This window comes from Pseudomonas sp. So3.2b, from assembly GCF_019464415.1.
GTDB lineage: Bacteria > Pseudomonadota > Gammaproteobacteria > Pseudomonadales > Pseudomonadaceae > Aquipseudomonas > Aquipseudomonas shahriarae.
In genome coordinates, this window is sequence record NZ_CP080494.1 from 3,223,111 (window position 1) to 3,237,308 (window position 14,198).

The 14,198-nt window shown below is 59.3% G+C and carries 10 protein-coding genes; 8 read left to right on the forward strand and 2 right to left on the reverse strand.

Annotated elements, in window-relative coordinates; all coding sequences use genetic code 11:
- Positions 1-8 precede the first annotated feature (8 nt).
- From K1X80_RS14405 to K1X80_RS14435, 7 genes are all read left to right on the forward strand, one after another.
- Positions 9-995: a fimbrial protein gene (locus tag K1X80_RS14405; protein WP_057959501.1), complete on the forward strand. Its 987-nt coding sequence runs from the start codon at positions 9-11 to the stop codon at positions 993-995.
- A gap of 64 nt (positions 996-1,059) precedes the next feature.
- Entirely contained in the window at positions 1,060-3,870 is a 2,811-nt protein-coding gene (locus tag K1X80_RS14410; RefSeq protein WP_220172230.1) for an ATP-binding protein, read from the forward strand.
- Positions 3,857-5,050: an EAL domain-containing protein gene (locus K1X80_RS14415; protein WP_057959499.1), complete on the forward strand. Its 1,194-nt coding sequence runs from the start codon at positions 3,857-3,859 to the stop codon at positions 5,048-5,050. The genes K1X80_RS14410 and K1X80_RS14415 overlap by 14 nt, the downstream gene beginning before the upstream one ends.
- Before the next feature lie 82 nt (positions 5,051-5,132).
- On the forward strand, positions 5,133-8,321 hold the full coding sequence (locus K1X80_RS14420) for a hybrid sensor histidine kinase/response regulator (RefSeq protein ID WP_220172231.1): 3,189 nt from the start codon (positions 5,133-5,135) through the stop codon (positions 8,319-8,321).
- 73 nt (positions 8,322-8,394) lie between these two features.
- Positions 8,395-9,042 carry a response regulator gene (locus tag K1X80_RS14425; RefSeq protein WP_057436542.1) on the forward strand — a complete coding sequence of 216 codons (648 nt, stop codon included), beginning with the start codon at positions 8,395-8,397 and terminating at the stop codon, positions 9,040-9,042.
- A gap of 148 nt (positions 9,043-9,190) precedes the next feature.
- Positions 9,191-9,793: a fimbrial protein gene (locus K1X80_RS14430; RefSeq protein WP_057436544.1), complete on the forward strand. Its 603-nt coding sequence runs from the start codon at positions 9,191-9,193 to the stop codon at positions 9,791-9,793.
- Between the two features lie 73 nt (positions 9,794-9,866).
- Entirely contained in the window at positions 9,867-10,613 is a 747-nt protein-coding gene (locus K1X80_RS14435) for a molecular chaperone (protein WP_115128233.1), read from the forward strand.
- A 120-nt stretch (positions 10,614-10,733) separates the two neighbouring features.
- Here the strand turns inward: K1X80_RS14435 and K1X80_RS28205 are convergent, their stop codons facing one another.
- The gene (locus K1X80_RS28205) at positions 10,734-10,868 is read right to left on the reverse strand and encodes a hypothetical protein (protein WP_258558676.1); all 135 of its coding nucleotides are present in this window, start codon (positions 10,866-10,868) and stop codon (positions 10,734-10,736) included.
- Here K1X80_RS28205 and K1X80_RS14440 point away from each other — a divergent pair.
- Positions 10,810-13,275, forward strand: coding sequence for a fimbria/pilus outer membrane usher protein (locus K1X80_RS14440; RefSeq protein ID WP_234451380.1), 2,466 nt, complete (start codon positions 10,810-10,812; stop codon positions 13,273-13,275). The genes K1X80_RS28205 and K1X80_RS14440 overlap by 59 nt on opposite strands.
- Here the strand turns inward: K1X80_RS14440 and xerC are convergent, their stop codons facing one another.
- Positions 13,276-14,190: a tyrosine recombinase XerC gene (gene xerC / locus K1X80_RS14445; RefSeq protein ID WP_057436550.1), complete on the reverse strand. Its 915-nt coding sequence runs from the start codon at positions 14,188-14,190 to the stop codon at positions 13,276-13,278.
- Positions 14,191-14,198 lie beyond the last annotated feature (8 nt).

The following is a 14,198-nucleotide window of genomic DNA, read 5'->3' on the forward strand; positions in this document are numbered from 1 at the left end:
ACCGACCTATGTCACCTCTTAAATACCTACTCGTGGCCACCCTGCTTGTCAGCGCTGCCCTCCCCGCTACCAGCTATGCGCTGGCCTGCCGGGTGGACGGTAGCGGCTCGGTCGCCGACACCGCACCGCTGGGTACCGCATTGGCGGTGGCGGCCGATGCGCCGGATGGCACGATTATCTGGGAGTCGGGCCCACGCTCGGTCAACGTGATTTGCAAGGATGACTTTGAGCACGGCCGCGAAGAAGTGTTTTTTTACCTGAACCCGGCAAGCGTCAGTATCGGCAAGGGCATTCGCGCCGGGATCCGCTATAACTCAGTGCCCATCACCCAAAGCAGTGGCAAGTACGGTACGGGGTTCTACTCCGACCGCGGTTGCAACCTGTCAAATTGCGTCGGTTGGGACAAGGCCCGGTTCACCCTCAACTTCAGCGTGTTTATCGAGAAGTTTGGTAGCACGCCGCAAAACGGCCAGGCCAGCACCCTGTCGCAATACCGGGTCTTTCAACTGGACGGGATTACGGGGCTCAACAGCCGGCCCAACAGCAACCTCAACTACATTGTCACCGGCGTGAACGACATCCGCTTTGTGCCCTGCACGCCAGACCTGACGATTACCCCCAGTGTCGTCAACTTTCCCAAACCCTCGCGCCTGGCAAAGGTCGGTGAAGTGGCGAGCACCGCTACCTTCAATCTGAGCCTGCGCAAAGCCTGTGACACTCCGTACACGGTGAGCGCTCGCTTCGCCACGACACCGGGCGGCGGGAGCGTGATCAATGGTTTGTTGGTGCCCGCTAATAACAGCTCCGTGGGCATCGCGTTATCCTGGGACTACACCCATCAAAACCTGCCATTCAATGAATGGTTTCCCTTGGCCAAAATGAATGGTGCCAACCAGACCTTCCGCCAAGACTTCAGGGCTGATTTGAAGTGGCGCGCCCTGCCTCAGCCTGGCGCGTTCGATGCCGCGGTGGTCGTCGATATGTTCTACAAGTAAGCCCATGGGCGCTTTTAAGGATCGTCTTATGCCCAGGCGGCGGATGGCTCATTAAAATCCGCCGATGCGATTTAAAAGTTATCTGCTCCAGATCAATCCCGTCCTGTCCCGACCCGAAGCAGCCAGAAGGCTGCTTCGTCTTTTCGCCATCGTGTTATTGATTGGCATCTTTAGCGGTGTCTACACGTTTCTGCTGTCCACGTTCAACAATGACATCTCTCAGCGGCGCGGCTACATGAGCAGCGCGATTGCCGAAGCCCATACGTTTTTCACTACCCGCGAAGCCTTGCTCGAAAGCCTGAGCCTGTCGGCGGTGCGCAAATCCATGCAGGCCAAAGCGCAAGCGTATCCGGCTTCCAGCGAAGAGCAGCGCCTGCAGTTGGGCAGTACACCGGGCAACCAGTGGAGCATCTGGCTGACCTCACGCATGCGCAACTACCTGAAGGTCAAACAGGTCAACCTGCTTTACGTGACCGCCGGCCCCAACCCGCAATTAACCCGACTCTACGATTCGACGGCGCAGGTATTACCGTTCTCCCAATGCATGCTCAATCGCCTCAGGACGCTGAAGAAACGCAACCCAGTGGACCCAGGCGAACTCTGGCTGAGTGACCAGAGCGAAGGGCATTCACATTTGTATCTATTCATTCTGCTGGATGAGCGTGACCCCAATTCCGGCTGGCTGGGCCTGGAAATGGAAAGCCACGAAGTGTCCATGACCCTCAATGACCAGAGTGCGGGCGAGTTCATGATGCTCAATTCCAAGGGCATGCTGGTCTTTACCAATAGCCACGAACCCCAGCTGAACCAGTCATTGCTCGAGCCCCAGGGTGCGAACTTTTTCGGTTTTGTCGGCAGTGGCCTGGTGCCGGATCATCTGGTCATTCGCAAGCAACTCAAGTCGTCGGACTGGCAACTGATGTACTCGATCAACCTGCGGGATGTGGTCCGCGGATTGTGGCGCGAACTGCTCGGTTCGCTGGTGTTTTGCCTGTTCAGTGTGACGCTGATCTGGCTGGTGATGCGCCGGGTCAACCAGCGCTTCATCATCCCCTCGATCAACGGGATTCAGGCATTGATTGAAAGCGAGGCCTTCAGTCGCGATGTGATCCAGACCGCGCCGGTCGCCTTGTGCGTGCTGCGTCGCACCGACGGCCAGGTTGTGCTGGAAAACACACTGGCCCAGCATTGGCTGGGTAACGGCCTGGAGCGCGAAGCGCTGTGCACCGGCTGGATCCGCCAGGCGTTCGATAGCGCTCCGTCCGGGCATTGCGACTACTTCGAGACCCTCGACGGCCGCCACCTTTACCTCAGCAGCGCGCCTACCCGCTATAGAGGCGAGGACGTGCTGTTTTGCGCCTTCAGTGATATCAGTGCGCGCAAGCAAGTTGAAGCCGCCCTGGAAGAGGCCCGGCAGTCGGCCGACGCAGCGAATGCCGCGAAAACCCTGTTTCTGGCGACCATGAGCCATGAAATACGCACGCCGCTGTATGGCGTACTGGGCACCCTGGAGCTGTTGGCCCGCACCCAGCTCGACAACCAGCAAAAAGACTATCTGCATGCAATAGAAGGCTCTTCGGCCACCTTGTTGCAACTGATCTGCGACGTACTCGACGTGTCGAAGATCGAGGCCGGGCAACTGGCTCTGGAACTGAGTGAGTTCTCGCCGCTGGACCTGGTCAATGAAATCATCCAGGGCTATGCCGCCGCTGCCATGGGCAAGGGCTTGCAGCTCTACGCCTGCTTTGACCCCAAGTTGCCCGAGCGGTTGATCGGGGATGTCACGCGCATTCGCCAGATCCTCAATAACCTGCTGAACAACGCCGTGAAGTTCACCGACTATGGGCGCGTGGTGCTAAGGGTCAAGTTGCTGGACCGCGACGACGAGCGCTCCAGCGTTCTGTGGCAAGTGTCCGACACCGGCAAAGGGATTGCCCAGGAAGACCAGGCGATGATTTTCGAACCTTTCTACCAAACCGAAGGCAACACCAACGTGGTGGCCGGGACCGGGCTCGGCTTGCCGATTTGCCAGCGCCTGACGCAATTGATGAACGGGCATATCCGTATGGTCAGCGAGCTGGGCCTGGGCAGCAGTTTCAGCCTGACCCTGCCCCTGGAAGAGGCGCCCTGTACGCCCATGAGCAGCTTGTTGGCAGAGACGATCTATGTGGTTTCGCCGATCCCCGAACTCGCTCAATCCATCGGCGGCTGGTTACGCCGTTGGGGCGCCCGCGCACAGATCGGCCAGCCGACCCACCCCGAGGGCCAGTTACTGTTGGAACTGCATCCAGGCAGTTTCGAACAGCCACTGGTGCCCGCCTGGCCGGGGCCGGTAATCCTGGTGAGCAGCAACAGCAGCAATGGCCAGCAGAGCGAGACCGGCGCGTGGCATGCCAACCTCAATCAGTTGAGCGCGATTCACCAGGCTGTCAGCCAGGCGCAAGGGTTGTGGGTGGCCAGGGTCGACGAGCAGGCGCACACGCGTGAACTGCGCAAGCTCAACCTGCATGTGCTGGTGGCCGAGGACAACGTTATCAATCAATTGATTTTGCGCGATCAGCTTGAGGAACTTGGCTGCACCGTGGAGTTGGCCTGCGATGGTCATGAAGCGCTGCTGCTGTGCAAGGCCTCACACTTCGATGTGGTACTGACGGATGTGAATATGCCCAGAGTCAACGGCTATGAATTAGCCAGGGAGTTACGCAGCCAAGGTTGCTCGCTGCCCATCATCGGGGCTACCGCCAACGCCATGCGCGGCGAGGCCGACTTGTGCCTGGCCGCAGGTATGAACTATTGCCTGGTCAAACCCTTTGCGTTGCGGGCCCTCTTTAATTACCTGGAGCCTTACGCACGGATCCCCCATGAAGCGCTATAGTATTTTGATCGTCGAGGACCATCCTCTGCAGCACTTGTACCTGCAGAACCTGCTCAATGAATTGGGAGACTTCATGCTTGAAGCCGCCCAGGATGGGAACGAGGCACTGGAGCGTTTGCGCCAGCGGGATTTCGACCTGGTGCTGACTGATCTGCTGATGCCCGGCATGGATGGCGTGCAGTTTATCCAGAGCCTGGCAACCCTGCGCTGCAAGCCCGCCCTGGCCATTATGAGTGCCGCGTCGCGGCGCATGTTGATGGCGGCCAGCCTGGTGGCGAAAAACCTTGATGTGAAAGTCATCGGTCTGATTTCAAAACCCGTCGCCGCCGACGCGCTGCGCAGCCTGGTCGGCCAACTCAATCACAAGGATCGCAGCCCTGACCCGTCGCTCCCCGCCGCAGCGGAAATTGGTCGGCATACGCTGCTCCAGGCCATGGGTAACGGGCAAATCCAGGCGTGGTTCCAACCCAAGAAATCCTTGGCCAACGGCCGTATCGTCGCCGCTGAAGCGCTGGTGCGCTGGATGCACCCCGAACAAGGGCTAATGTTGCCCGCGGCGTTTTTGCCGGCAATCAAGACCTTCGAACTGGAGGAGCGCTTGCTGTGGCTGGTGCTCAAGCAGGCCATTCATGCGCAGGAGCGATGGCGTCAGCGCGGATACGATGTTCCAGTGTCGATCAACCTGCCGACCCACCTGCTCAATAGCCATGACTTGGCAGACCGCCTGCTGGATTTTGTCCTGGATAACCAGGGTATTCCGGGGATGATCTGCTTCGAACTGATGGAGTGCTCGGTGCCCCAGGACATCAGTAACTTCTATGCCGGAGCCTGCCGCCTGCGTATCAAGGGGTTTGGCCTGTCCCAGGACGATTTCGGCAAAGGCTACAGCTCATACCTGAACCTGGTCTCGACCCCTTTTACCGAGCTCAAGATCGACCAGGCGCTGGTACAAGGCTGCCACGATAACGAAGGCATGACGTCGGCCCTGGCCAGTATCATCGCACTGGGCCGTAAACTGGGGCTGACCGTGGTTGCCGAAGGCGTCGAAACGCCCCAGCAACTGGCCCTTCTGCGCAAAATTGATTGCACTCAAGTTCAGGGTTTCCTGATCTCTCAGGCAGTCTCCTCGGAACAATTTCAGCAACTGTTGAACAATGATGGCCCCGCGACATCTCATTAGCCTGCGGCCCGAATTTGTCTAACCTCTATCAGGAGTAAGCTCCATTCAGTGCCGATTTCTCATCCGCCTGCGAAACCCCTTAATGAAGCACAACGACGCCATCCTTGAAGCATTCACCCGCAGCTCACTGCGCCTGAATAAAGGGCTGATGGTGGTGCTCGGTCTCGCATTGCTGTTGGCGGGCACCAGTTACTGGGCACTGCAGCGAGTGATCGACGAGCAGTACGCCGCCGTGCGTTTTCATTTTGCCCGGCTGATGGAAAATATCCAGGAACAGGAAACGTTCTTGAGAACCCTGGCGCAGCCCGCTATCCAGCGCGATCTGATCAGTGACAAAAACACCCAGGCCAGCCTCAAGGGGCAAAGGCTGGATGCGTACAACACGCGTTTTGAAGGCCGCGAGTTCGCCTTTTCGGTGCCCTTCAGCAGCCGATTCGATGAGCAACGGGTCAGCGCTGGCGAGCAGCAGAAGATATTTGCCCTGGGGACCCACCTGGCCAGTTACTACAGCGCATTCTGGTCATCGTCGCCCTACCCTTCACCCCATGCGTTTGTCTTCAATAGGCTCGTCAACTACTACATAACGGTGCCGGCGGTCGGCTACCAGCGCGGCGGGAAGACCGCCTACAACGGCCCCTCCGCCGAGCGGGCCGACGCCGTGCAACAAAGGCTGGGGCAACTGCCTCAGCCTCTGGCGGACAATCAGCTTTACTGGGAAGCCTACGTCACGTCCGGCGAAGACCCTGCGCCTCCGCGTCTGCTGGCCTACATCGGCATTACCCTGAACCCCCAGGTGATGCGCAGGCATGAAGGCAATAAACAGGTGCTGGTGGCCACCCTGCTGGATATGGCGCAAGTCAACGATGTGGAGCGCACGATCGAGTCGTCCGTCTACGACCGCTTCACCCTGCTCTCACCCAGCGGCCAGACGCTGGCGGGGCCGTCTGTCCTGGCCTCTTCGCTGAGTGAGGGACTCAACTTTCGGGCCACCGGCCTGGAGTTCAAAATTACCCACGACACCGAGCAGCAGTGGACCGCGATCTATGGGATCAGCTGCAAGCATTTTTTTCGCTATGCCTTTTGGCCGCTGACCAGCCTGGCGCTGTTTATCTGTGCGGTGCTGGCGATCTCCTGGGCCGGCACCCGCTGGTATCGCAAGCAAGTCATTCGCCCGGCGCGCCAGGCCCATGAACGCATCGCAGAGAGCGTGGCCTTTAGCCGTGTGATCATCGACACCGCGCCCACTGGGCTGTGTGTGGTGGGCCGCGCAGATGGTCAGGTGTTGATCGAGAACCAGCGTGCTCAGCAATGGCCGGGCACGGCCAGGCTGGTGGCTGCCCTCGGCCGCATCCAAGAAAGTGCCGAGAGCGGCGAAACCTACCTGGAGATCGAGGGCCGGCATTTGCAGGTTGGCTTTGTCTCGACCCGTTACCAGGGCCAGGATGTGCGCCTGTATGCGTTCAGCGACGTCACCCGCCATGTCGAGGATGCCTTGGCCCTGGAAGATGCCAGGCGGGCCGCCGACGCGGCCAACGAAGCCAAGACGCTGTTCCTGGCGACCATGAGCCATGAAATTCGCACGCCCTTGTATGGCGTGCTGGGCACCCTGGAATTGCTCGGGCTGACGCCCCTGGACCCACGCCAGAAAACCTACCTGCACACGATCCAGCGCTCATCTGCGACGTTGTTCCAACTGATCAGCGACGTGCTGGATGTGTCGAAAATAGAATCCGGGCAGATGGCAATCGAATCCATCGAGTTCTGCCCCCTGGACATGTTGGAAGACACGCTGCACACCTACACCGCCTTCGCTCAGCGCAAGGGCCTGCAACTGTATGGCTGCATTGACGCGCAACTGCCGGACTGCGTAGTCGGCGACCCCATGCGTATCCGGCAGATCCTCAACAATCTGGTGAGCAATGCCGTCAAGTTCACCGACATCGGGCGCGTGGTGATTCGGGCCAGGGCCGTGCGCCGCGGCGACGATCGCGTCGACCTCGAATGGCAGGTGACCGATTCTGGCGTGGGCATCAGCCAGGCGCAGCAAGCCAAGCTGTTCGATTTGTTCTACCAGGCCCCGGACACCGCCGGCCAAGGCGGCGCAGGGTTGGGGCTGCCGATTTGTCGCTGGCTGGCCGAGATGATGGACGGCCAGATCAAGGTCGTCAGCGAACCCGGCCTGGGCAGCAGTTTTACCCTGAAGATGCGCTTGCCGCTCGGCACCAGCGAGCTGCCGGGCCTCACGCCCATTGAACCGAGTACTTCTCCTGTGTATGTGCAGGCACCCGTGCGCGAGTTGGCGGAGTCCCTGTGCGACTGGCTCAACCGCTTGGGTATCCAGGCCACGTTGGCGGCGCTGCCCCTGGAGCAACAGAGTGCGCAGGCGGTGCTGGTGGATATGCTGCCTGCCGGTCCCCTGCAGCCTTGGGCTGGACCGCGGGTGCTGTGTGTGCCGGGCGCGCATAGCCCGCCTCTGTGCACCGCGCAGGGCTGGGAAGTGGATATGCATGATGTGCGCGCCATTGCGTCAGTGGTTGCGCTGGCACAGCAAGGTAAACAGGCGTCAGCGCTGCGTGTCGAGCAACAGAGCGCGGGGCAGTTGGAGCTGCGCATTCTGGTCGCCGAAGACAATCCGGTGAACCAGGAAATCATCAAAGAGCAACTCGAGGCCCTCGGCTGCACGGTGACGCTGGCAGACAATGGCGAGCAAGCGATGCACCTGTGGCAACCCCAGGCCTTTGACCTGGTGCTGACGGATATCAATATGCCGTTGATGAACGGCTATGAACTGGCCCGCATCCTCAGGGAGCATGATCCTCAATTGCCTATCATCGGTGTCACCGCCAATGCCATGCGCGAGGAAGGCATTCGTTGTCTGGCGGTCGGGATGAATGCCTGGTTGGTAAAACCCTTGAGCCTGCAAACCCTGCGTGCGCAATTGATCAAACTGTGCAAACCGACATTGCGCGCTGAGCTGCTGGTGATTGACACGGTGCAGCTGTCGGACAAAATGCGCCCGTTGTTTATCAGCAGCGTGCAGCAAGACTTGCAGCGCATCAGTGCCGCTCTTGAGCAGCGTGATTGCCGGTGCCTGGCTGAAACCCTGCACTCGGTTGCCGGCGCATTGGGTGCCGTGCAGGCACTCGACCTGGCCCAGGCGTGCATCGAGCTGGAAAGCCAGTTGGCAGTCGGTCGGCTCAATGCCGGGCTGGAACTGCGGATAAAGCAGGTTATCGGCAGGCTGTCGGCCTTGCTCGGGGCGCAGCTATGAGCGCACCGCACGCCCTTGTGTACACGCGCATGGGATCACCTCACTTACTGAACCAGGATTACGGCTCCCCCCTATGAAGACATTCACTGTGGTAATTGCAGACGATCACCCCATCGTGCTTCTGGGGGTACGTGAACTCGTCGAGAGAGACGAGCGTTTTCAAGTCATCGGCGAAGCGATCTGTTCGGCGGGCCTCATCAAATTGCTTGAGCAGCAGCCCATCGACATTGTGATCACCGATTACAACATGCCCGGTGATTCGCCCTACGGCGATGGCTTGAAGCTGGTGGAGTACCTGAAGCGGCATTTCCCCGACGTGCAAATCCTGATTCTGACCATGATCTCCAATCACCTGATTCTTACCCGCCTGCAGGAATTGGGCGTGGTGGGCGTGATCCAGAAAAGCCAGTTGCATACGGAAATCCAGGTCGCCCTCAAGTCCATTGCCCAGCAGGCGCATTACCGGAGCCTGGAGCCGGCCAAGACCTCGGTTATCGAGTCGTTGACCGCTATTGATGAACGCTTCTCTACGCTGTCGCCCAAGGAATTTGAAATACTGCGCCTATTTATTTCAGGAAAAAGTGTCAGTGATATCGCGCGCAGCCAAAATAGAAGTTCAAAAACTATCAGCGCGCAGAAGATTTCCGCCATGCGAAAACTTGAAGTAAGCAGCGATCAGGACTTGTTGGCCTACTGCCTGGAATACAATATTTTTAACTAAGCTCCTTTTACCTCGCCCGCTATAAAACCGATTACCCCTCACTTTAAGTGCTTTATAAGAATCGTCTTATTCTCTATAAAGCCCAGATTAACTATTGTTCGTTGGCAGTTTCAACCCATCACCACAACCAACACTAACGGACATCATCATGAAGAAGTTTTCCCTGGCCCTTATCGCTGTGTCAGTTATCGCCGCCAGCAGCAGTGCGTTTGCCGAAACTACCCCGGGTACGGGTACCCCGGGCGGCGGCGGCAAAATCACCTTCACCGGTTTGATCAACAACGACGCTTGCTCGGTTGATGGTGCCAACGCCGATCGCGTGATCTCCGTCGACATGGGCACCGTCTCCATCAAAGACATGGGCACCGCTGAAAACCCAGCGTCGGGCCGTGTGACCGCCAAGGACTTCAACCTCAGCGTGAACTGCAACCTGGGCACTAAAGTGGCAATGATCTTTGACGCCAAAAGTGGCGGTTCAGGCCTGGTTACCGGTAAAAAAGTCCTCGCCCTGACCCCTGGTAACGGCAGCGCAAGCAACGTCGGTATCGCACTGCTCGACAGCACTGGCGCGCTGATCGACCTCAGCTCCCCGGCCACCGCCCGTATCGAAAGCGCCATGCACGGCCAAGGCAGCGACGGCGGCGATGCAACCTTGAGCTTTGCCGCAGCCTACGTCACCACCGGTGCAGCCGGCGCCTCCACCGCGGGTCGCGGTGACGCTACCCTGCCGTTCATCCTGCAATACGAATAAACGACACGCAGCGCCTGTCACGTGCGAGGTCTTCGGACCTCGCCACTTATCCGACCACTAAACGGTAGACATCATGTTACCTCGTTCCATTGCCACAGGCCTGGGGCTGCTGACCCTGCTTATGGCGACCCAGGCTGCCGCCAGCATTTCACTGAGTGCCACCCGTATCGTCTTCGATGGCGATCACAAGGAGGCCAATATCACCGTGCGCAACGGTAATCAGGACGTCTTGATTCAGTCTTGGGTCGATACCAGCGATGCACAAGACAGTGCCGCGCCGTTCGCCGTAACCCCGCCACTGGCACGCATTTTTGCCAAGGAGCAGCAGTTACTGCGAGTTCTCTACCAGGGTGCCGGAATGCCAACGGATCGTGAGTCCGTGGTCTGGCTCAATGTGCAGGAGATCCCACAAGCCGCCGCCTCCGACAACACGTTGCAACTGGCCGTACGCCAGCGCATCAAGATTTTCTTCCGCCCCTCCGGGTTGCCTGGCGATGCCCTGTCAGCACCCGCGCAATTGGAGTGGCAACTGGTCAAGCGCGATGCCGGGTCAGTACTGACGGTAAAAAACCCGACGCTGTATCACGTGTCCATGGCCGATATAAAACTACAGGCCGGGCAACAAACGGAACTGGCTGCCGACTCGACAATGATTGCGCCAGGTGCCGAGAAACAGTTCAGCATTAAACAACTGAGTCGCCAGGATTCAGTACAACTGTCTTTTTCCAGTATTAACGACTATGGCGCACAAGATAAATACAGTGCCCAACTTGTACCGCACTTGGCGGCCAAGGCTACGGGTACTCGCGCCAAGCCATAAGTAGCTCCCTTAAACCCTCAGGTTCGATTCGAGTGCGTACTCGCGTGCCTCGCCTGTTCGATAAACAGGAATGATATAGGTTCTTTGCATGTTTTTTCTTTTAGGCAGCAGGCCCAATCATTACATATCAAGCGAGCGCACTTCACGCGTGTCGACAACTTGCACATCACTCAAGTTGAGCACGCTATCACTGGCCATGCTTGCCGGTTCGCCGTCTTTGGCGATTGCCGATGAGCCCGCCGTGAACGTCTTCAACACCACCTTCTTGCAGGGTGCGCAATCGTCGGTAGACCTGCAGCAATTGCTCTCGGCCAACAGCGTGCTGCCCGGCAACTACCGGGTCGACCTGTACAGCAACGAGGTCCTGGTGGGCCGGCGCGACATCGACTTCAAGCGCAACCCACAGACCGGCCGGGTCGATCCGTGCCTGACCCTGGACCTGCTCAAGCAACTGGGCATCGACATGAGCCTGTTGCAGGCCCAGGGCAAGCTCGACCCCAACCAGCCCCAGGACTGCTACGACCTGCCGACACTGATCGACCAGGCGACCTTGCGCTATGACGCCAGTCGCCTGCGCCTGGCGGCGAGCATTCCGCAGGTCGCGATGCAACGTGGCATGCGTGGCTATGTCGATCCCCAGCTGTGGGAGGATGGTGTGCCGGCGGCGTTTATCAACTATCAACTCAACAGCAGCCGCACTGCCGGCGACTATGAAACGCGCATCAACAACAACCTGGGGCTGCGCAACGGCATTAACCTGGGCGCCTGGCGGCTGCGCAATGAGTCGAACCTGAGTAGCGGCACCGGTCGGCCGAGCACCTTCACCAGCAACCGCAGCTACGTGCAGCATGACGTGACCGCGCTTAAGGGGCAGTTCAGTGCCGGCGAGATTTTTTCCGATACCGACCTGTTCGACAGCGTGCGCTACCGGGGCCTGAAGCTGGCGTCCGACGAAGGCATGCGCGCCGACAGCGAGCGTGGTTATGCGCCAGTGATTCGTGGCGTGGCGCAGACCAACGCCACGGTGGAAATCCGCCAGAACGACTACATCCTGTACACCGCCAACGTCGCACCCGGGCCTTTCGAGATCAACGATATCTACCCCAGCGGTTCGAACGGCGACCTGGAAATCACCATCATCGAGGCCGATGGCCGTCGGCGTGTGACCACGCAGGCGTTCTCCAGCCTGCCGATCATGGTGCGTGAAGGGCAGGTCAAATACAGCGTTTCGGCCGGTAAATTCAGCAGCAATGCTGACGGTTTGGCGAGCCCGCAATTTGTCAGCAGCACCCTCGCCTACGGCCTCACCAGCAACCTCAGCGGGATTGTCGGCCTGCAAGTCAGTGAAGACTACAAGGCGTTCTCCCTGGGGGTGGGCCGCAACACATCGCTGGGTGCCGTGTCCATGGACGTCACGCACTCGTCGAGCGCCGCCCAGGGGCAAACCACCCAGGGCAACAGTGTGCGTGCGTTGTATGCCAAGACCTTTGCTGGCACCGACACCAACTTTACGCTGGCGGCGTATCGGTATTCGACCGAGGGTTACCGCACCCTGACCGACCACGTCGAGGACACCAGCGAAGAGACAGTCAAACGTACCGGTAACTCGAAAACCCGTACCGACCTGACGATCAACCAAAGTCTCGGGCGCAACCGTGAGTTCGGCAGCCTGTATGTGAACGCCAGCGATCAGCGCTATTGGAACCGTGGCGGCTCCCAGAGCTTTTCGGCCGGCTATAACAACAACTGGGGGGACCTGAGCTACAACCTGGGCGTGACACGCACCAAGCAGATCGCCAGTTGGGGCGCACCCGACTCCGACACCCAGTTCAACCTGTCTGTTTCGTTTCCCTTGGGCAGCCAGCCTCGGGCACCCCGCGCTTTTGTCACCACCAGTACGCAGCAAGGCGACACCAGCACCCAGGCCGGTATCAACGGTTATGTGGCAGATACCAGCGATGTGTTCTATTCAGTCCAGGCCGGCCATAGCAGCACCGGCGGCCAATCGGGATCGGCCAACATCAACAGCCGCACCTCCATGGCCGATATCAGCCTGGGGTACAGCCAGGGGCGTGGTTATGACTCACAAAACCTCAACGTTTCCGGCTCGGTAGTGGCGCATGCGGGTGGCATCAACTTGGGGCAGACCGTCAGCGAGACCTTCGCCCTGGTACAGGTACCGGGCATCAGTGGGGCAAAAATCAGCAGCTACAGCGGCGTCGAAACCGGACGCAACGGCTATGCCGTCATCCCCTCGGCGCAACCTTATCGAGTGAACTGGATCAGCCTCGACACCCGTGACCTGGGCGGTGATGTAGAAATCACCCAGGCCACACAGCAAGTGGTGCCGCGCCGTGGTGCGGTGGTATTGGCCCGCTACAGCGGCAAAACCGGGCGTCGCGTGCTGTTTGAGCTGTTTGATGCACAGCACCAGCGCCTGACGTTTGGCGCCTCACTGGAAGACGCCAGCGGCAAGCAGTTGGCCATCGCCGACCCCAGCGGTAACGCCTTGGTGCTGGTTGAAGAGGACCAGGGCAGCCTGACTATCAAGTGGGGGGGCCAGCAATGCACTGCGGCGTATGCACTGCCCGCGCAAGACAAGGCGCTGAACTACGAGCGCCAGGCGTTGGTGTGTAGCAGCGAACCCGCTGGTGACCGTTGATCAAAGATCAAACCGATCAATCGCCCGCCGCCGCTCGTTGTCATCGCGCACGTCGTAGCTGGCGGTGGTCTGGATATTGGTGTGGTGCGCCAGTTTCTGCGCAATGGACAAGTCATGTTCTTCAATCACCCGGGTAATAAACGAGCGGCGGAAATCATGGGGCATGATCTTCACACCCACCTGTTCACCACGCTGGCGGGCGATGTAGTAAATCGCATGTTTGGTGATGCGTTCGCGGGTGATATGGCTGCCGCGGCGGATGCGGTTGAACAGGAAGCTGTCGTCCTGCTCCCCTTCCTTTAACTGCTCGCGGCGAAACTCCAGCCATGCCTGCAATTTGGCAAATGCCCAGGCCGGTGCGTACTTGAGCAGTTCCTTGTTGCCCTTGCCCGTCACCCGCAGGCTGCGTTCGGCAAAGTTCACCTGGGCCAGGTCGAGGTTGACCGACTCTGACTTGCGCATCCCCGAACCGTAGAGGATCCCGATCACCGCCGCGTCCCGCAGGCCCTGTGGCCGTGGATCGGCGGCGCAGACATCCATCAGTTCGCGGATCAAGGTGCGACGCAGGTTACGCCCCTGGCTCAAGCGCGTGCCGGCGGTGGCTTTGACCGAGCGCATCTTCAGCAGGTGTTCCTGGCTGATCAGGCTGATGCGCCAGGCTTCGTTCATTACCCCGCGCACGGCGTTGACGTACAGCGATGAGGTGTTGGGTGCATACCCGTCTTCGCGCAACACGGCGACCAGGGCCATTACGTGTTCCGGTTGCAACAGATGCCAGTCGATATCTTCGAGGTTGATCTCTTCGAACCCCAGGCGGTCGGCGGCATCTTGCAGCACGTAGCGCATGGTCAGTTGGCTGGAAGGCGCCAGGCGCGCGAGATACAGGGTCAGGGGGTTGCGGGAAATCTCGGTCAAAATAGATC